Consider the following 23,700-nt stretch of genomic DNA (forward strand, 5'->3'; position numbering starts at 1 on the left):
TAACAGATTGACCTCTCCTTGCGCTGGCGGCTTGTCGATTTTCTTTCCCCAGGATGACGAAATTAGCACAATGCCCGGTTGCGATTTGTCGTGCTACCCGACCAACGTCATCCGAAAATCACGCGGTGTTGAGCCTGTCATCGCCTTAAATTGACGGCTGAACGCACTGTGGTCGGTATAACCACACTGCAAAGCGATATCGGTAATCGGCGTATTTCCTGCAAGCAACTCAGTGGCCTTTTCCAGTCGAACTTTGTGGATCATCTGGCGAGGAGTCAGGTGAAAAATCCGCTTACAGTAGCGTTCAATTTGCGCCACAGACATTCCGCTCATTTCAGTCAACTCTTCCATAGAGATCGCGCGGTGGTAGTGATTGCGAATGTGCTCATCGATGATCGCCAGACGTTGCCAGGCAGGATGACGCGCATGTGCTTCCTGGAGATCATGTGAGATCCCCGCCATTCCAATCACACGCCCCTGCATATCGCGCAGTGCCAGTTTCTGCGTCAGGCACCAGCCGCGTTCGCGCCCGTTATAGAGATGCATCTCCAGTTGATCACGTAACGCAACCCCTTCGCGTAGCACACGCAGATCCTGTTCGGTATATCCTCGTCCCAGTGCAGAAGGGAAAACATCTGCCGATGTCTTCCCCAGTAGCGATGTCACGTTTTTAAACCCGCAGCGTCGCGCCAACGTCATATTGACTAACAGATAACGGGCCTGCACATCCTTAATAAAAAACACCACATTAGGAATGGCGTTAAGAAGTGGCGCAATCAGTGCCAGTGCATTTAACAATGCCTGAATATTTTGTGGACGCTGCCGCGCCAGCCCCTCGCAAATTTGACTAAGTTCATCAACGGCCAGCGCAGTTTCTTCACAAGGGGAAAACTCAATAGTCTGATGACATATGCTGGACATAGCTGTTCCTCATAGCGATTGAGGATGAATGTTTATTAACCTTTAGTTAACATGACAAGTACTGAAAGCGCATTTTGCGATCCTTCCGTGTATTTCCACTTTCCGTTGCTCTCACTACTGACGAACGCTTGTTCTTGGTCTAACACATCACTAACAAGATGATTAATATTAAAAAAATATGACCACTCCTGGTGTCGCGAAATAATTCACTGTGCTGATTTCGTCATTTCCCTTGCAGAAACCCTTCAAGCGATAAAGTTGCAATTACGCCAGCATTTAGAAACATTTCGTTAACCACATGGAGCCAGAGCATGCATGTTCCTCACCAAATCACTGAACTCAGGGCTATCGACTCCCATACCGGAGGCGAGCCGACCCGGTTGATTATTGATGGCTTTCCCGATCTCGGTAGCGGCAGCATGGCCGAACGGCGCGAACGTTTTGCCCGGGAATTTGACAGTTGGCGCAAAGCCATAATTCTTGAGCCACGCGGTAACGACGTGCTGGTCGGCGCGCTACTGTGTGAGCCGGTTTCCCCTCATGCCACGGCGGGTGTCATCTTTTTCAATAATGCTGGATACCTGAATATGTGTGGGCACGGCACTATCGGGCTTGTTGCTTCACTGGCCTGGTTAGATCGTATTAAACCAGGCGTTCATCGCATTGAAACCCCTGTTGGAGATGTAAACGCCACATTGCATGACGATGGCAGTGTGTCAGTTGAAAACGTTCCGGCCTGGCGCTGGCAAAAACAGGTAAGTGTGGAAACGGCGGTGGGTACAGTTACAGGTGATATCGCCTGGGGTGGCAACTGGTTTTTTCTTATTAATGATCATCCATTTGATATTGTGCCGGAACAAATCCCGCAGTTAACTGAATACGCCTGGGCGGTACGGGAAGGACTCGATAATGCGGGTATCGTCGGTGAAAATGGTGGCATTATCGATCATATCGAACTTTTTGCCGATGACGATCAGGCGGATAGCCGTAGCTTCGTCCTTTGCCCTGGCAAAGCGTGGGATCGTTCTCCCTGTGGCACAGGCACCAGCGCCAAGTTGGCCTGTCTGGCAGAGGACGGAAAACTCGCCCCCGGCGATATCTGGCGCCAGGCCAGTATTATTGGTAGCCAGTTTACGGCTCACTATGCCCGCCATGGCGAGAAGATTATTCCCACCATTCGTGGAGAAGCCTGGGTATGCGGCGACAATCGCCTGCTCCTTAATCCGGACGATCCCTTCTGCTGGGGGATTAGCCTGTGAACAGCACGGAGGTCATTGTCATCGGCGCAGGCATCATCGGGGCCGCCTGCGCATGGCAACTGGCAAAACGAGGGGTGAGAGTCACGTTAATTGACGACGGCCGAGCCGGAGCTACAGCTGCAGGAATGGGGCATCTGGTCTGTATGGATGATGATCCCGCAGAACTGACGCTCTCTGCCTGGTCGCTGGAACTGTGGCGAACGTTGACGCCTCAGTTACCGGAAAACTGTGCCTGGCGCGGCTGTGGCACATTGTGGCTGGCGGAAACACCAGAAGAACTGGAAATTGCCCGAGAGAAGCAGCGACGTCTGGCATCGCAGAAAGTAAACAGCGAAATGCAAAGCGCCGCACAATTGGCCGAGCGAGAAGTTATGCTACGCCCGGGGTTATCCGGCGGGTTATGGGTGCCGGGCGATGGCATCGTCTACGCCCCAAACGTTGCCCGTTGGTTTATTGCCAATGCGGGCGATAAGCTGACACATCTGGTTGATCCGGCCATTCGTCTGGAAGAACCAACAGTGACATTACAGAGCGGTCGCCAATTACGCGCCGACGCGATCGTCATCGCCAGTGGTCTGGGGGCCAATACGTTACTGGGGGAGCCATGGCTGCGCGCGAAGAAAGGCCAACTGGCGATTACTGATCGCTATGGTCCACTGGTCAATCACCAACTGGTTGAACTTGGCTACGGCGCCAGTGCTCACGGCGGCGGCACGTCAGTGGCCTTTAATGTGCAGCCTCGTCCCACCGGCCAACTGCTGGTTGGCTCTTCGCGTCAGTTCGATAACCTGGATCGCGAACTGGACCTTCCACTCCTGGCCGCGATGCTGTCCAGAGCGCAACACTTTCTGCCGTCTCTGGCAACGCTCAATATTATTCGTTGCTGGAGCGGTTTTCGCGCCGCCTCGCAGGATGGTAATCCCCTTCTCGGCCCGCATCCTTCCCGTGCTGGCGTCTGGCTGGCTCTTGGTCATGAAGGGCTTGGCGTGACCACTGCCCCCGCCAGCGCGTCGCTGTTAGCCGCACAGTTGCTGGGTGAACGCAGCCTCGTATCTCCTGCCCCCTGGCTACCCGCCAGACTTATCTCCCTGGAGGCCAGCGCATGAGTGGCACCATTCGAATTTTTATTGCCGGACAGCCCTGGTTTGTCCCGACGGGTATTAGCGTAGCGGCGGCACTGGCCTTAACTGATAACCCCATTACGCGCCTTTCGGTGAGCGGGCAACCACGTACGCCCTTCTGCGGCATGGGCGTTTGCCAGGAGTGTCGGGTGAGCGTTAATGGTCGTCGGGTACCAGGTTGTCAGACCCTTTGCCAGCCAGACATGCAGATTGAAAGGAGCGGATATGCAGACCTTACAGTGTGACATTTTAATTCTCGGTGCAGGCCCGGCGGGGCTATCAGCTGCTCTGGCCGCAGCAAAGTGCGATAAGCAGGTCATCATTCTTGATGATAATCCGCGTCCTGGCGGTCAAATCTGGCGCGATGGCCCACAAAGTCAGGTTCCTCCACTGGCCCGCCATTACCGCGATGCCGTTGCCAACGAATCGCGGATTCGTGTGCTCAACGGAGCGAGGTTAATCGCCCGCCGCAGCGAAAATTGTGTACTGTTCGAAACTGCAGAAGACTACGGCACAGTAAGCTGGAATAAGCTGATTCTCTGCTGCGGTGCTCGTGAACTTGCATTACCGTTTCCAGGCTGGACGCTGCCCGGTGTCAGTGGCGCGGGTGGGTTACAGGCACAAGTGAAACAGGGGCTGCACATGGCGAATCAAAAAGTGGTTATTGCCGGAAGCGGGCCACTATTACTGGCCGTTGCTGACACCGTTCGCCGTGCCGGAGGCGAAGTGGTGGCGATTGTGGAACAAGCCCCACGCGCAGCGCTATTGCGCTTTGGCCTCGGGCTATGGCGTTGGCCGGGTAAGCTGCGCCAACTGGCGACATTATTTCCTCGTCGTTATCTCAGTGCAAGCCAGGTTATCGCTGCTCACGGCGACGCCACATTGCGTGCTGTCACCCTCCGACACAATGGTAGGGAAATCACACTGCCATGCGACAAATTGGCTATTGGCTATGGTCTGGTGCCTAATCTTGAACCTGGGTTGTTCTTCAGTTGTGCCATCAGCAATGATGCCGTGCAGGTGGATGAACTGCAGCGAACCTCGGTTAAAAACATCTATGCAGCCGGTGAATGTACTGGATTTGGTGGCAGTGAACTGGCGCTGATAGAAGGTGAGATAGCCGGACTTTGTGCGGCCGATCGCGCACATGAAACCAAGTTTCTGCAACAAAAACGTGCCGGGTGGCAGCGCTTCGCCCTTGCACTTCATAAAACCTTTGCCCTGCCCGAAAGTCTCAAGCGCGTTGCGATACCAGAAACGCTACTTTGCCGCTGCGAAGACATTCGCTGTAGCGATGTAGAGCAAGCACAAAGCTGGCTGCAGGCCAAATTAACGACCCGCTGCGGCATGGGAGCCTGTCAGGGGAGAACCTGCGCCGCTACCGCTCGATGGTTGTACGGCTGGCCATTACCGCAACCACGAGAACCCCTTTCCCCCTCTCGCAGCGAAACGTTAATTGCCCTGGCGCACCAGCCACCTTCACCACATTAAATCCCTGATAAGGATTTGACGTTAATGGCTTATCCGGTCTGGTAAATCCTACAAATTCAATACATTGCAGAATCTATCCAGGCCAGATAAGCATGGCGCATCTGGCAATTATTGAGGCGCAAACGAGAAATCTATCCAGGCAAAAAAATTCGTGATCTCAATCACATATTAGCCTAATGAATAATTCTTGCCCAACCGCTCACCGCCATTCCTGACCGCTTACGTCCCTAATATAACCACTCAGTTATTTACCTTACTTTACGCGCGCGTAACTCTGGCAACATCACTGCAGGATAGCGGTCAATTTACCTCCTCAAACGCAACGCAAACCTAGAACGGCTTCGGCCTATGATTAACAAATTACTCTATGGATTTTGGTTTGCAGGAAGGCAGCAAGTGAGTGAATCCCCTGTCACTTACAAAAGTAAGTGACAGAGGTGAACGAACGCAGCTGCCGCACCCGTAAGCCAAAAGACGACGAGTAAAATGCCAGGTTTTACTATGGATACGAAAAAACTATTCAAGCACATACCCTGGGTGATTCTCGGAATCATCGGTGCATTCTGCCTCGCGGTAGTTGCATTACGTCGGGGGGAGCACGTCAGCGCCCTGTGGATCGTGGTCGCCTCTGTGTCGGTGTATCTGGTGGCGTATCGCTACTACAGTCTGTACATCGCCCAGAAGGTGATGAAACTCGACCCCACGCGCGCGACGCCTGCGGTTATTAACAACGACGGTCTGAACTACGTTCCGACCAACCGTTACGTGTTGTTTGGTCACCACTTCGCCGCTATCGCCGGTGCTGGTCCGCTGGTCGGTCCGGTTCTCGCCGCGCAGATGGGCTACCTGCCTGGCACGCTGTGGCTGCTGGCGGGGGTAGTGCTGGCCGGTGCGGTTCAGGACTTTATGGTGCTGTTTATCTCCTCTCGCCGTAACGGCGCATCTCTCGGTGAGATGATCAAAGAAGAGATGGGGCCAGTACCGGGAACTATCGCGCTGTTTGGCTGTTTCTTAATCATGATCATCATCCTTGCCGTCCTGGCGCTGATTGTGGTTAAAGCCCTGGCCGAAAGTCCGTGGGGTGTCTTCACCGTTTGCTCAACCGTACCGATTGCGCTGTTTATGGGTATCTACATGCGCTTTATCCGTCCGGGGCGTGTGGGTGAAGTCTCTGTCATTGGTATCGTGCTGCTGGTTGCCTCTATCTACTTCGGTGGCGTGATTGCTCACGATCCGTACTGGGGTCCGGCACTGACCTTTAAAGACACCACCATTACCTTCGCGCTGATTGGCTATGCGTTTGTTTCCGCACTGCTGCCGGTATGGCTGATCCTCGCACCGCGCGACTATCTGGCAACCTTCCTGAAAATCGGCGTTATCGTCGGCCTGGCGCTGGGTATCGTGGTGCTGAACCCGGAACTGAAAATGCCTGCGATGACCCAGTATATTGACGGTACTGGCCCGCTGTGGAAAGGCGCTCTGTTCCCGTTCCTGTTCATCACCATCGCCTGTGGTGCGGTATCTGGCTTCCACGCGCTGATCTCTTCCGGTACGACGCCAAAACTGCTGGCTAATGAAACCGACGCGCGTTTCATCGGCTACGGCGCAATGCTGATGGAGTCCTTCGTGGCGATTATGGCGCTGGTTGCTGCGTCCATCATCGAACCGGGTCTTTACTTCGCGATGAACACACCGCCTGCGGGCCTTGGCATCACCATGCCTAACCTGCATGAAATGGGTGGCGAGAACGCGCCAATCATCATGGCGCAACTGAAAGACGTTACCGCACACGCGGCAGCGACCGTCAGCTCCTGGGGCTTCGTGATTTCGCCAGAGCAGATCCTGCAAACCGCGAAAGACATTGGTGAGCCTTCTGTCCTGAACCGTGCAGGTGGTGCGCCGACGCTGGCGGTAGGTATCGCTCACGTGTTCCACAAAGTTCTGCCGATGGCTGACATGGGCTTCTGGTATCACTTCGGTATTCTGTTCGAAGCCCTGTTCATCCTGACCGCGCTGGATGCCGGTACGCGTTCTGGCCGCTTTATGCTGCAAGACCTGCTGGGTAACTTCATCCCGTTCCTGAAAAAAACCGACTCTCTGGTTGCCGGTATCATCGGTACGGCGGGCTGTGTGGGTCTGTGGGGCTACCTGCTGTATCAGGGCGTGGTCGATCCGCTGGGCGGCGTTAAGAGCCTGTGGCCGCTGTTCGGTATCTCCAACCAGATGCTGGCAGCCGTGGCGCTGGTACTGGGCACCGTTGTGCTGATTAAGATGAAGCGCACCCAATACATCTGGGTAACTGTTGTTCCGGCTGTATGGCTGCTTATCTGCACCACCTGGGCGCTGGGCCTGAAACTGTTCAGCACCAACCCGCAGATGGAAGGCTTCTTCTACATGGCGAGTCAGTACAAAGAGAAGATTGCTAACGGTACTGACCTGACGGCGCAGCAGATTGCCAACATGAACCACATCGTTGTGAACAACTACACCAACGCAGGTCTGAGTATTCTGTTCCTGATTGTGGTGTACAGCATCATCTTCTACGGTTTCAAAACCTGGCTTGCGGTGCGTAACAGCGACAAACGTACTGACAAAGAAACACCGTACGTTCCAATCCCGGAAGGCGGCGTGAAGATCTCTTCGCACCACTAACCGGTTGCCGGATGCGCTGCGCGTATCCGGCCTACAAAGTGTCTATCGTGGGCCGGATAAGGCGTTTACGCCGCATCCGGCAAATCCCCAGCCCGGACCTTCCGGGCTTTACGCATATCTGGAAGGCAAAATGTTTGGTAACTTAGGACAGGCAAAAAAATATCTCGGCCAGGCGGCGAAGATGTTGATTGGCATTCCAGACTACGACAACTACGTCGAGCATATGAAGACCAACCATCCCGACAAGCCGTACATGAGCTATGAAGAATTCTTCCGCGAACGCCAGAACGCGCGCTACGGCGGCGATGGTAAAGGCGGTATGCGCTGTTGTTAATGGAGAGAGCATGAACCCGATTGCAGTTACCCTACTCACCGGTTTTTTAGGCGCGGGCAAAACCACCCTGCTGCGCCATATTCTTAACGAACAACACGGCTACAAGATTGCCGTGATTGAAAACGAATTCGGCGAAGTCTCCGTTGATGATCAACTGATTGGCGACCGCGCCACGCAGATCAAAACGCTGACCAACGGCTGCATCTGCTGTTCGCGCTCCAACGAGCTGGAAGACGCACTACTCGACCTGCTGGATAATCTCGACAAGGGCAATATTCAGTTCGATCGCCTGGTCATTGAATGCACCGGCATGGCCGATCCCGGCCCGATTATTCAGACCTTTTTCTCCCATGAGATTTTATGCCAGCGTTACCTGCTGGACGGCGTGATTGCGCTGGTGGATGCGGTACATGCCGATGAGCAGATGAACCAGTTCACCATCGCCCAGTCGCAGGTTGGCTACGCCGACCGTATTCTGCTGACTAAAACCGACGTCGCGGGCGAAGCAGAAAAACTGCGTGAACGCCTGGCGCGCATCAACGCCCGCGCACCGGTCTACACCGTCACCCACGGCGACATCGACCTGGGCCTGCTGTTCAACACCAACGGTTTTATGCTGGAAGAAAACGTCGTCAGCACCAAGCCACGTTTTCACTTTATCGCGGACAAACAAAACGATATTTCGTCGATTGTGGTGGAACTGGATTACCCGGTAGATATCAGCGAAGTTTCACGGGTGATGGAAAACCTGCTGCTGGAATCGGCAGATAAACTGCTGCGTTACAAAGGGATGCTATGGATTGATAGCGAACCTAACCGCCTGCTGTTCCAGGGCGTTCAGCGCCTCTACAGCGCCGACTGGGACCGCCCATGGGGTGATGAAACACCGCATAGCACAATGGTGTTTATCGGGATTCAGTTGCCGGAGGAAGAGATTCGGGCGGCGTTTGCGGGGTTGAGGAAGTAAACTTCACGCCCGCACAAAAAAAGAAAATGGTTGGGCCGCCTCCCAACCATTTTTCAATTGCCCAGCCTCACATTAAGAATGTGGGCTATTGGTATTTCCATGCGTTTCCACCAGCAATACGGGGAGTTGCCAATGATCCACCTTTAATGATCCCTGATATTCCTCTGATGTATGTTCTTTACTGCGTAAGATAACCGCCAATACTTCCACACGTTTAATATGAGCAAGAGAAGATAACCATTGTTCTCGCCCTGCCTTAGAAAGTTGTGCAATATTTTTTTGCTTATGCACCACCTTTATCGCATTTTCAGAAGCAACCAGACTAACAGCATCTCCGACTTGTACATCATTAAGCGCACTATGAATGGGCGTGCTGGCAGAATATGCCCCAGCAAAGCTTATAAACATCTGTCGGAGCCCCAGAATTGAGAAACGCCGCAACATATCAGGCGCAACAGCCTGACTATATTGATGATAAACAAAATCACTATTCAGTAAAGCCAGATGGGGATTGTGTAATTTATCATCACACATGATGACCAGCCGGGATATTGCTCGCGTCATACCGACGTAAAATAATCTACGCTCCTCTTCACCAATTTCTGGCTTTTGCTCAAGAACGTTTTGCCAGCCACCATCTAATATAATCACATGTTCAAACTCTTCACCTTTAACACCGTGCACTGTACTGAGCAATACACCATTACCGAAGCGGACTTGCCTGCGTTGTGAGCTTAAATATTCCTGAATAAAATGGGCAAAATAGGCGGCTGGCAGTGGTTCACTCCCCTGGCTAAGCTCCCACTGTTCAATCAAATCGTGAATAATATTATGCCAACGATTAGATTCTTCCTGCGATGGTAATGTCTGACGTAATTCATCGGGCGTTAACGGTGTGAGCCCCTGTTGACGCAACCAATCCAGAAAATATTCAATTTCCCGACAATAGCGAACTGGAAAACCATAATTTTTATCGAGCGAAAAACGGCACGGAATTTCCGCATCCGCAAGCGCAGAGCGTACCCAAACTAATTCGTTTTTATCTATGCCATTACGGGCGAGAATGGCGATCTGTTCTAATGAACAGTGGGGTTGTTGCTGTAAGATAAATTTAATTTGTCTTACCACTTCCGCCGCTTGTTGGGCGGCACCATTACAATGCTGGATGATCACTTTACCCTTAGATGGTTCAAGCGCACTCCACACGCCCCCTGCGGGTAACATTTGCCGGGCTATATCAATAACACTAGGATGTTCATGTTTCATTCGCTCATGATTGTGAGCAATCAGATCATTCGAACAGGCTATGATGTTCGCTGTCGAGCGATAGTTCCAGGTAAGGTAATGGGTATTAGCCGAGTAATCACTTTCAAATAAGCGAATAAACCGGACGTTAGCATCCCGAAAACCATAAATAGATTGATCATCATCACCAACGACCATTAGGTTGAGCCGAACCTCATCTTCGGCTTCATTCTTGCCCGCCAACGCTGCGATTAACTGATATTGTTGTTCATCAATATCCTGATATTCATCAACCAACAGAAACTCAAGGCCTCCCAGAAGATGTTCACGTTGCTCCTCTGCCTCCAGGCCGAGTTGAGCTTCTTCACCTTTAAGCAATTTTATTGCATTAAGCAGAATATTCTCGAAATCAATCTCATCATTGTCTTTACGCTCAACTATGTATCCAGAGAGACTTAAGGCCAGACCGTGAAAAGTTTGCACCATAACGCGTGCACCATCCCGACCAAGTAAATTCTTTAATCGCCGACGCAATGAAACAGCAGCATTATGGTTATAGCAAAGAATGAGAATTTTTTTTGGATCCACCTGCTTCACACGCATAAGATAAGCGCAGCGATGAATAATGACTTTACTTTTACCAGAGCCTGGTCCTGCCAGGACTAACATATTTTGTTCAAGACTTCCCTGAACGATTTGTTCCTGACTTTGATTATGCAGGTCTTCTACAATACGTTTCCAGGAATTTTCACTTGTTGCCAGGTCAAGAATTTTTCGACGCCCTTTAAAATACAAGGGAACAAAAGAGTCTGTATCAAGAGAAAAATAATCTTTGACCAGTTGCTGCGCAAATTTTGGTTGTTCCAGCCCCAGGCGCGCATATTCATTCATAACGTGAATTTGTAGAATTTTCTGCTGATAATGTTGAGCCAGAGGTTGATAGTCGGATTTTACATAGCGCTGTGAATTATCTACTTCTAATTTCAACGACATCGCCGAACGAAATACCGCCAGACCATTCTGTAAAATAATCGCATGTTGCTCATGAAGGTAAAGCAACGCTCGTTCAGCCCCGGCGATCAACCACTGTTGCTCATTATCAATATCACGTTGTTGAATCAATGGAAGAATATCGACGTCCTTACGCATGTACTCAATAACCTGCTCCAGCGAAAATGAAAGCATCACTTTCTTGACATTACTTTCATCATTACCGGCGACTAATGCATACAAGAAATTGAGTACAGAAAAAGTGACCTGGTGACGTAAGCGTATATATTTTCCGATATCTGACCAACTATAGTGAAGAGTAATCTGATAGCTATTTCTTGTGCCATAACGGAAACCAATCAGCCCTTTTTGACCATTTTTCCTGGCATCCTGGGACCAGCTAAATAAAAGATTTTGTATTAACGTCGTATTGCTACGCAGATAGCCTTTTTCAATTATCCGTTGATTTAATAAACTTATTTGCAGAGGATAGGATTCGCCAAGTGTGAAATCAGGCTGATCTTCCATCATTAAGTTCAGCATTTCAATTTCAATTTTATGGATCAGTTCGGTAGTCTGTCGTGCATTATCCTTACCCTTAGCCCTCATTCTGGCGGTTAACAATAAACCCTTTGAGATTAAATCCATATCTGCCATTTGTGTCAGCACTCGCATGACATCTTTAGCTTCAATATGTTGCATACTTCCAGATGCCTGAGAAAGATACTGAGCAGCATCATTGGCAATACTATCAGCGCTGAGTCCATCATCATCATTAGCATTTAATAACGCCTGCAAAACTGCATTCCAGAGCGCTTTTGCAGTAGAATTTAAATTCAATGGCGCAATTTTCTGCTGGGCTTCATCCAGGGAGGAAAATTTAATTTTTCCCTGAAATACCTGAGTAATGTTATCGTTTCGTGAAACATAGCCCACCCGTTCAAGCCATGCCACACCTGTTTTTACCTTGGTATCGGCATTATTATCATCTATAGCAAAGCTAGTTTCTATCATTGGCTGGTTAATAAGCTCAATACTCGTTGCGACAACCTCGTTATTATCATTCGCTTTTTTCTTAATCCCTTTAAATATTGCACGAATATCGCTAAAGCTGACCTCACTAATCGCCTGGAGACGAAATTGCTTTTCAATATCCTGCTCATCAAATAACAAAATACATTGAGCATCAAGAGTATCTCGTCCAGCGCGACCTGCTTCCTGAAGGTAGTTTTCGAGAGAACCGGGGATCTCTGCATGTATCACTAAACGAACATCATCTTTATCTATTCCCATACCAAATGCATTGGTTGCACAGACAATACGATATCGACCAGCAATGAAACCTTCGAGAATATCTTTCTTTTCTCCGCTCTCCAGCCTGGCGTAAAAACGTGCGACAGGTAGAGACTGCTGTTGGGACAACGCATCGGCAATCTCATCTACGGAACGACGGGTCGCACAATAGATAACACAGGATCCGTGCTTATTATCACCAAAATATTGCTCAAGGAGTGACAGAATCTGACTGAGTTTGCTTAAGCCGCAACTTTCCAGAATTTCATAGTGCAGATTGATTCGCTCAACACCACCTTCAAAACGCGACAAAGGCTGAGGAAGTTTCTCTTTAAAATGTCGGCAAATATCATTAATGACATCCAGCTTAGCGGTTGCGGTATAGCAAAAAACAGGCGGCGGCTGGACATTTTGCTCCTGCGCGAAAGCCTCAATAACCTTACCACAGTAGAGATAATCAGGACGAAAATCATGGCCCCATTTTGACAAGCAATGTGCCTCATCAAACACCCAGCCACCTATTTGTCGCTGCCTGATAGCCTGTTTTACGGCACGATTGCGTAATTGCTCCGGCGAAAGATAAAGAATAGCAATATCGCCCTGACGCACCTGTTCAAGAATAGCGCCACGTTCAGGTAGCGTTAGCATTCCTGAGATCGCTGCTACTCCTTTTATTCCCGCCTTTTGCTGTAAATTATCGACCTGATTCTTCATTAAGGCCTGCAAGGGCGAGATGACAATTGTCAATGAACCATTACGCAAATTCCTGACGATCGCAGGAAGTTGATAACATAATGATTTTCCCCCACTCGTGGGTAATATCCCAAGCAAGGAACGATTCGCTAAACCACACTCAACAATATTGCGTTGTAAGGGGATGCCATTTGGTAGAGAACGGAAGTCATCCAGGGCAAAAATACGCTGCAAATGAAGTCGTGCATTATGGTTTTCACGACAGTAGCGGCACTCTGCAGATAAGCATTTCTCCTCGCGTAATTGACGAATAATCTCTGCCGTCGAGGGGAAACGCCGCCATATCCACGGAGGCAAAACAGAATTCCCCCCCGATACGGGCAACCAGGCACATGCAAAGGCCAGAGGTAATAACTGAAGAGGTTGCTTAAGTGCATCCGAAATTACCCGACCGAGTTGATTCGGACACACTTTATCCCGGGCTACTGATTTTATTAATGTTGGCAGGACAACAGTAGAAATCGTTGCCAGGCCCGTCAATGATGCAAATACAGCAGCCAAACCTTTAGTATTAAAGTGACTCGAGACGCCATTTTCAAATAAATACTGATAGAGCTGCAATTGCTCAGCGGGTTGATTTTTTAATGATTCTATTTGCTCCATAAATATTTGTAATGAAAGCTTAGCATCATTAACCGGATCATTGATGCTATCTCGTACAAGTTTATAATCTTTGATCAGCCGATGGTAGGGATTCGCGGGAAAAGCCAGAGGAGATAAATAAAGGGTATCAATGACCGGTTTATCGAAGAGAAATTCAGGTCGTATACGTTGAGCTGAAAGCCAGGGCAGATCAAAATCCAGAATATTGTGTCCAAGGACTACTTCTGCGCGCTTCGCCAGGTCATCCAACTGGCTAATAGCTTCATCCTGGTTGTTTTTTAAATTTAACATCTCATCAGCAAGAACCGCTCCTAAATGTCTGAATTTACCATCACGAGTTATCTCTAAATCAAAAGAGAGAATGTTATTATAATCAAGCGGATAAGTGACATCAGCCATCAGGAGCGACTCCATTCTAAACGATTTCTACAATAATTCTGACCATGTAAGGAATGAATAACACACTCCCTGGAGAATCAGGTAACGTTAAACATTACAGAGCATAACGTAAAATATAAATGGGTTATATATTACAAAACATACATATCATCAATATAATTTATCTTGAGATATATCACACTTATAATAAATAACACTTGATCAATCATTTTCTTAATCCTGGCAATTCACCTGAATTATTGCGGCTGCTACAAAGTGTGGATGCAAAGCTTGTGTTGTAAAGATATTCTTCGTTCAATTATAAAGCTGTACGGTGCCGCGCCTTGTCAGAGAGGGAGCAAGTCCAGAAACTACTCCCTGGTAAAAAATTATCCTTCCACGCTATCCATCTGCTTTTCAAATGCCTGATGAATTAATCCCATCACATAAGGAAGCTCAGAAAGATCGCTGAAACCTACTTCAACGTCACCATAACCCCTCCGCTCTGAATCAGTGACATCTTTGGCCATTTCCTTTGGATCGAGCAGCTCAGGAAAAGGTAAATATAACGATAAGATTAAGCGGCTTTTCTGCGGTATAACATCAACAAAATTATTCTCCGCCTTGAACGCAATATAGAGTTTAAATACATCTTGCGTAATCCCGGCATCCAGCGCCATAACGGCATCAGAAAGGTCGTCGAAAAGCGTGCGGGTAGGCGAACCCTCTTCAAGTTGCGGAAAATCAGCAAGCGTATGACCTGTTCCACGTTCCGCGATCATTTGATAGCGCTCCAGCACTTCAACCGGAAGTTCCGGGATCGCCCACACTTCAATTGCCATCTCAGCCAGACGATCGGCTCGCTTTTGAATCGCCGCACGATCCCATTTTTCACAGTGTCCTAACCCGGCATTCAGCCGTAATGGACTTTCCTTAAAACCGCCCTCAATGTCTCTTTTCTTCGCAAAAGCACGATCGCTATAACGCGAGTTATATCCCGTTAAAGTAAGGTTACCCAACGTATGCAGATATTTTGTATGGACCCGCTGCCAGCCCTCACCAAGATCCTTACGCCATGCTGCTGATAAATTTCTGTTTTGCGGCATGATATGCTCAATGGTGTATTCATCCACGCGAATGCGTTCCTTGCGCCCATAATTTTCAATGCGGCGTAACCAGTAGCTACGATTACGAAAGTTATAGAGATCGCGCCGTTTCAACTCGGTCTGAAATTCCCAATTATCAGGAAAACAGCGATAAGAAGGAAGATTGAGTAAATGTGCCTGAATACTTTCAAGGTAACGCTCTTTATCCAGCACTTTGTAAAACGTGGCGAAGGTTTTGGTAAATGAGTTGGTGGGAATGGCACAGACTGCGCGCCGGAAGATATACGACTCAATTAAACGCGTGGCACTTAAAAAATCCGCGGCAGAAAGAATTCCCTGTTTATAGTCGTGATAAAGCACCAACAGGAACGGCCAGGCGGCATCGACTTTCAGCTCGCGTAGATCCTGAAATGCGATCTTTAAGGTTTTATCCTTTTCGCTATCCAGCGCCATTGCACAAAAATAATCCGCATAGGTACGAATATCCGCGACCAGCGCCTCCATGCCTCCATCCATCCCCCCTGGTTTGCGCGCATAGCGTTTAAAGGCGTCATACACATCACCAATACGCGGGATCTCTCCGGTTTTTACCGTGAGATAGTTACGCATAAAACTGTCAAAATATTCGCTATATCCCTTTTGACCAAACGCCAACTCCATGGGCCGCCAGTAATCGTCGTACAGTTGGCTTTGATGTTCTGGCTCCAGCCCCATCAAAACATAGTTGCGTACTAGATCCGCCTGACTCAGCGCTTTCCCTGTAGAGTTCATACTTTCGAAGATAAGTTGCGGATTATCCTGACCGCGATTCAAGGCGACATCCACAATAAGCAGTTTGGAAAGGCCCTGACATAACGCGTTGAAATTGCCATGGAGTTTGCCTATTTGCTCATGGAAAAACTCAAAATTCTCTTTCACGCGTAGAGAGCAATTTTCTGCCAGCGGTTTTTGTCTAATCAATGCTAGCAGGCTTTCTCTGTCCGTTTGCGTAAGCAGTAACTTAAAACCACGCTCGCCCGATTCATACGGATTGAGCAGATAATAGTTTCGTAATTTCATGGCGGAGAAACCATCCATCACCTCGTCATCGCCAAGATGTCTGGACAACGCTTCCAGCAATAACATCGCCGTTGTCAGGCGTTGCTGACCGTCAATCACCAGTAATGGCGAGATCCCCGAAACCTGATATAGGCCCTGTTCGATATACACCACCGAGCCGATGAAATGCGCCGGGATATCATCACGCTGCCCGGCACGTATTACATCGTCCCAGAGCTGGCGGCACTGTTCCTCTGACCATGAATAAGTACGCTGATAAATGGGAATAACGAATTGCTGAGAGCGTTTTAGAAAATCGAGTAATCGGGCTTCGGTGGCTTTCATGAATGACTCCTGTCAAATTGCGCTGGCAAACGGTGTCATTATGCTGCGAATAAAAAATAAAAGTTAGCGTCTTTGTTTCTGCAAAAATACCATTCCAGGATAAATCAAAATATATTAAGAAACACCTCAAAACGCATTCATTAGAACAATTAATACCTCCAATGTATATTTATAACATATTGAAAATGATCATGTTTTTGATCATCGCAACGATAGTTTGATATAACAAAGCATTCACTTCACATTGAATATCCCCCTCTTTTTCAGGGCAAGGAATGCTTTTTATGTCATCAACTAATTTTAGCCAGATTGCAGCCTTCCTGTGGTCTGTCGCCGACCTGTTACGCGGCGATTTTAAACAATCACAATATGGGCGAATTATTCTCCCTTTCACTCTTCTTCGTCGTCTGGAATGTGTACTCGAAACAACGAAAGACGCGGTCATTGCCGAGGCGCAAAAAGTAAAAGCTATGAAACTGCCGGAGGAAGCCCAGGAGAAAATGATCCTGCGGGCGACTAATGGCCTGACGTTCTTTAACGCCTCAGCGATGGATCTCAGCAAAATGGGGCAAAATGGCATACAGGACAACCTGGAAAACTATATCCAGTCGTTCTCTTCGGATGCCCGCGAAATTTTCGAACACTTCAAGTTCAGCGAGTTTGTCGGGCAACTGGCTGATGCGAATTTACTGTTCAAAGTGGTGCAAATATTCGCTAAAGCAGATTTATACCCGGAGCACGTTACCAACCACGATATGGGGCTGGTGTTTGAGGAGCTGATCCGACGTTTTGCCGAGAGTTCTAACGAAACCGCCGGGGAGCACTTTACCCCGCGTGATATCGTCAATCTGACCACCTCGCTGGTATTTTTCGATGATGATGATGCGCTCAATAAAGACGGCATCATCCGCACCATTTACGATCCAACGGCGGGAACTGGCGGCTTTCTCTCCTCCGGTATGGAGTTCGTCCACAAACAAAACCCGAATGCCGTGATGCGCGCGTTTGGCCAGGAGTTAAACCCGGAATCCTACGCTATCTGCAAAGCTGACATGCTGATTAAGGGCCAGGACGTCAGCCTTATCAAACTCGGCAACACCCTTTCCAACGATCAACTCCCCGCAGAAAAATTCGATTACATGCTCTCTAACCCACCTTTCGGCGTGGATTGGAAAAAGATCGAAGGCGACATCAACGACGAGCACAAACTCAAAGGTGCTGATGGCCGATTTGGCCCCGGCCTGCCCCGCGTCTCGGACGGTTCGTTGCTGTTTCTGCTGCACCTGATCAGCAAAATGCGCGATGCCAAAAGCGGTGGCGGGCGGATCGGCATCATTCTTAACGGCTCCCCGTTATTCACTGGCGGCGCGGGCAGCGGTGAAAGCGAGATCCGCCGCTACATTCTGGAAGCGGATTTGCTGGAAGGCATTATCGCTCTGCCAACCGACATGTTTTACAACACCGGTATCGCTACCTATGTTTGGGTGCTGTCCAACAAAAAAGCGCCAGAACGCAAAGGCAAAGTTCAGCTTATCGACGGCAGCAACCTGTGCGGCAAGATGCGTAAATCGCTGGGGTCAAAACGCAATATTCTCGGGGAGGAGGATATACGTTTAATCACCCGCACGTTTGGCGATTTCGAACCCGTTGCCACCACCACGCTTGCGGCGTTAGGCCTGGAGAAAGCACCAGAGCAAAAATCCAGCCGGGGACGCCAGCCCGCAACAACCAAAACCGAGGCGGCAAAAACCTTTGCCAGCAAAGTCTTTCACAGCACCGAATTTGGCTATCGTCGCATCACCGTTGAGCGCCCGTTACGCCTGTCGGCTCAGATCACCGATGACGCCATTGCCACATTGCGCTTTGCGCCGAAGCCGTTTAACGCGCCGATGGAGCAACTGTATGACGCCTTTGCTTTCCAGTGGCAGGACGGTAACGACGGTGACTTCACAGGGGTAGAAAGTGAGGCCCGCGCCATTCTCAAAGCCGATTTTACCGAGCTGAAAGAGAAGCAAATTAAAGATCTGCTCGACAGTAAATTATGGCTGGCCCAGCGCGGATTAATGGAAAAAGCGCAGCGTATTCAGGCGGCGATGGGGATGCAGGCGGGTGGCAAAGAGACCGTCAGCAATGACTTTAATCAGTTCCAGTTGACACTGAAAGAGGCGCTCAAAACCGCAGGCGTGAAGCTGGATGCGAAAGAGAACAAGCAGTTTATTGATGCCATCACCCGCAAAAATCCGGATGCCGAGCCAGTAATCAGCAAGGTACTGAAAGAAGCAGCCCAACCGCTGTACGGCGCGTTTGAGTACCACGGAAAGGTTGTGGAATTTGAGCCGGATGGCGACCTGCGTGATAACGAGAATGTGCCGCTGGCCCCGTCGGTATCTACCAGCGAGTTGATCGAGGGCTACTTCAAAGTAGAAGTGCTGCCGCATGTCGCGGATGCGTGGATTAACGCCGATAAGCGCGATGCGAAAGATGGGGATATCGGGATTGTGGGTTATGAAATTCCGTTTAATCGCCATTTTTATGTTTATCAGCCGCCAAGGCCGCTGGAGGAGATTGATGCGGATCTGGATGCGGTAAGCGCTGAGATTATGAAACTGCTTCAGGAGGTACATTCCTGATGGCGGGGTTAAATAAATATCAGGCGTATCCGGAGTATAGGGATTCCAGGGTTGAGTGGTTGGGGGCGATACCTGCTCATTGGGAAACGTTACAGCATAAATACGTCGCATATTATACTAAGGGAAAAAATCCTTCTACTTTACTCGATACCCCAACTAAAAACACCCTACCTTATCTTTCTATGGATTGTTTAAGAAATAACTCCATAGATAAATACGCTATAGTATCTAATGATATTCGTATTGCATTAGAGGAACAACCACTTATTATTTGGGATGGTTCTAATGCAGGGGAATTTAATTAAAGGCCAAAAGGGTATTCTATCCTCAACGATGGCCTCTGCAACGCTTATTTATCCTTTGCACATGCAATATTACTGGTATTTATGCATTGCAATCGAACCAGAAATGCGGAAACATGCAACTGGTATGGGTATCCCTCATGTAAATGGAGAAGAATTAAAGAACATTCATATAAGTATTCCTTCAATAGCCGAACAAAAAAACATCGCATGTTTTCTTGAATTTGAAACAACAAAAATTTATAACCTTATAGAAAAACAACAGCAACTGATTGAACTGCTGAAAGAAAAACATCAGGCAGTGATTAGCCATGCTGTGACCAAGGGGCTAAATCCTGATGTGCCGATGAAAGATTCTGGGGTAAAGTGGTTGGGAGAAGTTCCGAAACACTGGCATATATGTAAGTTAAAATGGTTTGCTGATTTAAAAAGCGGTTATTTTATAACCAGCAACTCAATAGAACCAGAAGGAAACTATCCTGTTTATGGTGGAAATGGATTAAGAGGATATTATTCTCATTTTACACACAATGGTGAATATGTTCTTATTGGTAGACAAGGTGCTCTTTGCGGAAATATAAATTACGCAATTGGAAAATTTTGGGCTTCAGAACATGCTGTTGTTGTCACCCCAAACGAAAGAGCAGTTACAATATGGTTAGGAGAATTATTAAGAATAATGAACTTAAACCAATATTCAGTTTCTGCTGCACAACCGGGGCTTGCGGTTGAAAGAATTACTGATTTATATATTCCAATCCCACCATATCAAGAGCAAATAAATATCGGAACTTATATATCTAAATATATTTCTCTAGATAAAAAATTGATTGAGCATAGTACAGATAATATTGAACTCCTAAAAGAACGCCGTACCGCCCTTATCTCCGCCGCCGTCACCGGCAAAATCGATCTACGCAACTGGGCCGCCCCCATCCCCAAAGCAGAAACACCCACGGAGACCAGCGCATGAGCAACGACATTACAAAAGAGGTGAACCTGCAAAACGACATCATCGCGCAGATGGTGGAAAAAGGCTGGATTGTCGGCAAAGGTGACGGCTACGACCGGGAACGAGCACTATACGCACAAGACACCTTAAACTTCATGCAGACCACCCACCCGCAGGAGTGGGAGAAATTCGCCCGCGTTTACCCTAACGATACCGAACGCCATTTCCTCGACACGCTGGTCGCGCAGCTTAAAAAAGCCGACAGCAACGCCACTGATATTCAGTCGCGCACCTGGGGTACGCTCGGCGTACTTCGCCACGGCCTGAAAATCCGCAACGCGCGTTTTTCGCTGTGTCAGTTTAAACCGGAACACAACCTCAACCCGGAAACGCTGGCGCGCTATCAGCAAAATATCTGCCGTATCGTGCCGGAACTGGTCTACAGCCCGTATGCCTCAAATAACGTCTTTGCAGAAACGGGCGTAAAAGCTAAAAAATGGCGTATCGATCTGGTGCTGTTTATCAACGGCCTGCCTGTCGCCACGCTGGAGCTGAAATCCGAATTTAAACAGGCGGTGCAGAACGCCATTGCGCAGTATAAAAAGACCCGCCTGCCGAAAGATCCCGCTACCAATAAACCTGAACCGCTGCTGACCTTTAAGCGCGGCGCGCTGGTGCATTTTGCCGTCAGCCAGTATGACGTCTTTATGACCACCAAACTCGCCGGTGACAGCACTTTCTTCCTGCCGTTTAACAAAGGCACCAAAGACGGTGGCGCGGGCAACGAAATCCCCGAAGATACCAGCCGCTACGCCACCGATTACCTGTGGAATGAAGTGCTTCTGCCCGACAACCTATTAAAAATTCTCGCCAGTTTCGTCCATTTGCAGATTGAAGAAAAAGAGGACTGGAACGGGCTGAAAACAAAGAAAGAGAGCCTGATTTTCCCGCGCTATCACCAGTGGGATGTGGTCAACAAACTGCTGGAGGCCGCGACGATTGAAGGAACCGGCCATAAATACCTGATCCAGCACAGCGCCGGTTCCGGTAAATCGAACTCCATTGCCTGGACCGCCCACCAGCTTTCTCGTCTGTACGCCGCGAACGGGGAAAAACAGTTCCACTCCGTTATCGTGGTGACAGACCGCACGGTGCTGGACGACCAGCTACAGGACACCATCTGGCAGTTCGAACACGCCGACGGCGTGGTCGGGCGCATTAATAACAAAGAGGGCGACGGCTCCAAATCGGAAAAGCTCGCCAACGCCCTAGAAAACTCGCAGCCGATTATTATTGTCACCATCCAGACGTTCCCGTTCGTACTGAAAGCAATCGAAAACAGCGTCAGCCTGAAACAGCGTAAATACGCGGTGATCGCCGATGAGGCGCACTCCTCGCAGAGCGGTTCCACCGCCCGTCAGCTTAAAGAAGTGCTGATGAGCGAAGAGATGGATGATGACGTGGTGCTGTCGTCAGAAGATATTCTGGATGCGACCGTTGCCGCCCGGAAAGGCAGCAGTAACCTGAACTACTACGCCTTTACCGCCACGCCAAAATCCAAAACCCTGGAACTCTTTGGTCGGTGCCCACATCCCGATGAACCGGCGTCAAAAACCAATAAACCTGAGGCCTTCCACGTCTACTCCATGCGCCAGGCAATCGAAGAAGGCTTTATCCTCGATGTGCTGAAAAACTATACCAACTACAAAGTGGCATATCAGTTGCTGCAAAAGCTGGAAGACAAGGACCGCGAAGTCGACAGCAAAAAGGCAAAGATAAAGCTCAACCAGTGGGTGACACTACACGACCACAATATCTCGCAGAAGGTGAAGGTGATTGTGGAGCACTTCCGCAAACATGTGATGCATCTGCTTGGCGGCCAGGCCAAAGCGATGGTAGTCACCAGTTCACGTAAAGCCGCCGTGCGCTATAAGCTGGCGTTTGATAAATACATTAGCGAGAACAATTACCAGAAAATCAGCGCGATGGTGGCGTTTTCCGGGGAAGTTGAATTCCAGGAAGGCGACCCTAACAGCCAGGCATTGTTAAACCAGAAATTTACTGAAATAAACATGAACCCCGGCCTGAAAGAGCGGGATATGCGCAAAGCCTTCGACAGCGATGATTATCAGGTGATGTTGGTCGCCAATAAATTCCAGACCGGTTTTGACCAGCCAAAGCTGTGCGCAATGTACGTGGATAAACCCCTCGGTGGCGTCGAGTGTGTCCAGACGCTTTCCCGCCTGAACCGCACCTATCCGGGCAAAGAGGAATCAGGCACTTTTGTCCTCGATTTTATCAACGTTCCGGGCGAGATCCTCAACGCATTCCAGCCCTATTACCAGACGGCGGAACTGACCGATGTCAGCGATCCGCAGCAGGTGTTCGATCTGTTTGAAAAACTGCGCGCTACGCAGATCTTTCAGTGGCATGAAGTCGAGCAGTTCTGCGAGGCGTACTTCATCAAAAATAAATCGAATGCGGCAATCAGTAATATCTGCAAACCGGCGGTAGAACGTTGGAAAAAGCGTTATCTGATGGCGATAGACGCCTATTTGACCGCCAAAGAGATGTTCGAGCGCACCAAAAAAACGGGCGATACTGTGTTAATCACCAATGCGGAAAACAGTTTTAAAGCCTGTAAACAGGAAAAAGATCGTCTGGAGATTTTTAAGAAAGATCTCGGCAGCTTTGTTCGCTTTTACGAGTTTATGTCGCAGATCGTCGAATACGATGACAAGGATCTGGAAAAGCTAAGCCTGTTTGCCCGCCATTTACGCCCGCTGCTGCATGAGCAGCGTCTGGAAGAGGATGAAATTGATCTCAGTAATGTGGAGATGAGTCACTATCGCTTATCGAAAATCCATGAACAAGATTTACGCTTACAGGAAGAAACGCCTGACTATACGCTGGATGCAAGTAATGATATTGGTACGGCAAAAGCGAAAGATAAAAAAGAGGAGTTTTTATCGCAGGTGCTTTCTCGGATGAATGAATTATTCATTAGCGACCATTTGACCGACAAAGATATGATCAGCAATGCTTTTGCGGTGTATAACAAAATAACTGAAAATGAAAATGTTATGACACAAATTAAAAACAATCCGCCAGAACAAGCTATTCTTGGTGATTTCCTCCAGGCAGTTGATAATGCTGTAATGGACAGTAATGACGCTCGGCAAGAATTTATGGTGCAATATTTATCCGATCCAGCTCGGGCAAAGGGCTTTGCTTATCTGATGTTTGATATGCTAACGGGGAAAATTGCTTTGCCAACATAAAAATACGTTGATAGCCGGGGTCGCATTTTCTACCCCGGC

Annotated in this window: 14 protein-coding genes and 1 pseudogene; 11 read left to right on the forward strand and 4 right to left on the reverse strand. The window is 48.9% G+C overall.

The features are described from left to right. Window positions 1-93: 93 nt before the first annotated feature. Window positions 94-921 (reverse strand): AraC family transcriptional regulator, encoded by an 828-nt coding sequence (locus FEK42_RS07555; protein WP_135408828.1) that lies wholly within the window; start codon window positions 919-921, stop codon window positions 94-96. Window positions 922-1,232: 311 nt separating this feature from the next. On the opposite strand from FEK42_RS07555, the gene FEK42_RS07560 reads away from it, so the two are divergent. The 7 genes from FEK42_RS07560 (at window position 1,233) to yjiA (ending at window position 8,745) form a co-directional block, all read left to right on the forward strand. After that, on the forward strand, window positions 1,233-2,180 hold the full coding sequence (locus FEK42_RS07560) for a 4-hydroxyproline epimerase (protein ID WP_135491876.1): 948 nt from the start codon (window positions 1,233-1,235) through the stop codon (window positions 2,178-2,180). Beyond that, window positions 2,177-3,286 (forward strand): FAD-dependent oxidoreductase, encoded by a 1,110-nt coding sequence (locus FEK42_RS07565; protein ID WP_131161292.1) that lies wholly within the window; start codon window positions 2,177-2,179, stop codon window positions 3,284-3,286. The genes FEK42_RS07560 and FEK42_RS07565 overlap by 4 nt, the downstream gene beginning before the upstream one ends. After that, a complete protein-coding gene (locus tag FEK42_RS07570; RefSeq protein ID WP_000017085.1) occupies window positions 3,283-3,546 on the forward strand; it encodes a (2Fe-2S)-binding protein in 264 nt (87 codons plus the stop codon). The genes FEK42_RS07565 and FEK42_RS07570 overlap by 4 nt, the downstream gene beginning before the upstream one ends. Next, window positions 3,527-4,792, forward strand: coding sequence for an FAD/NAD(P)-binding oxidoreductase (locus FEK42_RS07575; RefSeq protein WP_138211780.1), 1,266 nt, complete (start codon window positions 3,527-3,529; stop codon window positions 4,790-4,792). Before FEK42_RS07570 ends, FEK42_RS07575 begins: the two co-directional genes overlap by 20 nt. Window positions 4,793-5,293: 501 nt before the next feature. Then, window positions 5,294-7,444: a pyruvate/proton symporter BtsT gene (btsT, locus tag FEK42_RS07580; RefSeq protein WP_001298933.1), complete on the forward strand. Its 2,151-nt coding sequence runs from the start codon at window positions 5,294-5,296 to the stop codon at window positions 7,442-7,444. A 130-nt stretch (window positions 7,445-7,574) separates the two neighbouring features. Further along, window positions 7,575-7,778 carry a YbdD/YjiX family protein gene (locus tag FEK42_RS07585; RefSeq protein WP_000467859.1) on the forward strand — a complete coding sequence of 68 codons (204 nt, stop codon included), beginning with the start codon at window positions 7,575-7,577 and terminating at the stop codon, window positions 7,776-7,778. Between the two features lie 10 nt (window positions 7,779-7,788). Beyond that, window positions 7,789-8,745, forward strand: a complete 957-nt coding sequence (gene yjiA / locus FEK42_RS07590; protein ID WP_135491875.1) for a GTPase — start codon at window positions 7,789-7,791, stop codon at window positions 8,743-8,745. Window positions 8,746-8,817: 72 nt separating this feature from the next. Here yjiA and FEK42_RS07595 read toward each other — a convergent pair whose 3' ends face one another. The 3 genes and pseudogenes from FEK42_RS07595 to FEK42_RS22985 form a co-directional block, all read right to left on the reverse strand. Continuing rightward, window positions 8,818-14,028, reverse strand: coding sequence for a RecQ family ATP-dependent DNA helicase (locus FEK42_RS07595; RefSeq protein WP_205714128.1), 5,211 nt, complete (start codon window positions 14,026-14,028; stop codon window positions 8,818-8,820). A 368-nt stretch (window positions 14,029-14,396) separates the two neighbouring features. Further along, the gene (locus FEK42_RS22980; RefSeq protein ID WP_346763566.1) at window positions 14,397-15,629 is read right to left on the reverse strand and encodes a DUF262 and DUF1524 domain-containing protein; all 1,233 of its coding nucleotides are present in this window, start codon (window positions 15,627-15,629) and stop codon (window positions 14,397-14,399) included. A gap of 63 nt (window positions 15,630-15,692) precedes the next feature. Then, window positions 15,693-16,496: pseudogene (locus FEK42_RS22985) on the reverse strand (DUF262 domain-containing protein); the annotation flags it as partial. A 284-nt stretch (window positions 16,497-16,780) separates the two neighbouring features. Between FEK42_RS22985 and FEK42_RS07605 the strand changes: the two are divergent. From FEK42_RS07605 to FEK42_RS07620, 4 genes are read left to right on the forward strand one after another with little or no spacing between them, the layout of a single operon-like run. Continuing rightward, entirely contained in the window at window positions 16,781-19,126 is a 2,346-nt protein-coding gene (locus tag FEK42_RS07605; RefSeq protein ID WP_138211783.1) for a class I SAM-dependent DNA methyltransferase, read from the forward strand. Next, the gene (locus FEK42_RS07610) at window positions 19,126-19,431 is read left to right on the forward strand and encodes a hypothetical protein (RefSeq protein WP_135491874.1); all 306 of its coding nucleotides are present in this window, start codon (window positions 19,126-19,128) and stop codon (window positions 19,429-19,431) included. Before FEK42_RS07605 ends, FEK42_RS07610 begins: the two co-directional genes overlap by 1 nt. Continuing rightward, window positions 19,412-20,401 carry a restriction endonuclease subunit S gene (locus tag FEK42_RS07615; protein WP_205713113.1) on the forward strand — a complete coding sequence of 330 codons (990 nt, stop codon included), beginning with the start codon at window positions 19,412-19,414 and terminating at the stop codon, window positions 20,399-20,401. Before FEK42_RS07610 ends, FEK42_RS07615 begins: the two co-directional genes overlap by 20 nt. Next, window positions 20,398-23,661, forward strand: a complete 3,264-nt coding sequence (locus FEK42_RS07620; protein WP_138211785.1) for a DEAD/DEAH box helicase family protein — start codon at window positions 20,398-20,400, stop codon at window positions 23,659-23,661. The genes FEK42_RS07615 and FEK42_RS07620 overlap by 4 nt, the downstream gene beginning before the upstream one ends. The last annotated feature ends 39 nt before the right edge of the window (window positions 23,662-23,700 follow it).

The organism is Escherichia sp. E2748 (assembly GCF_005781125.1).
Classification (GTDB): Bacteria; Pseudomonadota; Gammaproteobacteria; order Enterobacterales; family Enterobacteriaceae; genus Escherichia.

Bases quoted from the DNA above. Each gene is read 5' to 3' on its own strand.
- FEK42_RS07610 (WP_135491874.1), top strand. From the start codon at position 19,126: ATGGCGGGGTTAAATAAATATCAGGCGTATCCGGAGTATAGGGATTCC.
- FEK42_RS07560 (WP_135491876.1), top strand. From the start codon at position 1,233: ATGCATGTTCCTCACCAAATCACTGAACTCAGGGCTATCGACTCCCAT.
- FEK42_RS07595 (WP_205714128.1), bottom strand. From the start codon at position 14,028: ATGGCTGATGTCACTTATCCGCTTGATTATAATAACATTCTCTCTTTT.
- FEK42_RS07615 (WP_205713113.1), top strand. From the start codon at position 19,412: ATGCAGGGGAATTTAATTAAAGGCCAAAAGGGTATTCTATCCTCAACG.
- FEK42_RS07570 (WP_000017085.1), top strand. From the start codon at position 3,283: ATGAGTGGCACCATTCGAATTTTTATTGCCGGACAGCCCTGGTTTGTC.
- yjiA (WP_135491875.1), top strand. From the start codon at position 7,789: ATGAACCCGATTGCAGTTACCCTACTCACCGGTTTTTTAGGCGCGGGC.
- FEK42_RS07585 (WP_000467859.1), top strand. From the start codon at position 7,575: ATGTTTGGTAACTTAGGACAGGCAAAAAAATATCTCGGCCAGGCGGCG.
- FEK42_RS07605 (WP_138211783.1), top strand. From the start codon at position 16,781: ATGTCATCAACTAATTTTAGCCAGATTGCAGCCTTCCTGTGGTCTGTC.
- FEK42_RS07555 (WP_135408828.1), bottom strand. From the start codon at position 921: ATGTCCAGCATATGTCATCAGACTATTGAGTTTTCCCCTTGTGAAGAA.
- FEK42_RS22980 (WP_346763566.1), bottom strand. From the start codon at position 15,629: ATGGATGGAGGCATGGAGGCGCTGGTCGCGGATATTCGTACCTATGCG.
- FEK42_RS07575 (WP_138211780.1), top strand. From the start codon at position 3,527: ATGCAGACCTTACAGTGTGACATTTTAATTCTCGGTGCAGGCCCGGCG.
- btsT (WP_001298933.1), top strand. From the start codon at position 5,294: ATGGATACGAAAAAACTATTCAAGCACATACCCTGGGTGATTCTCGGA.
- FEK42_RS07620 (WP_138211785.1), top strand. From the start codon at position 20,398: ATGAGCAACGACATTACAAAAGAGGTGAACCTGCAAAACGACATCATC.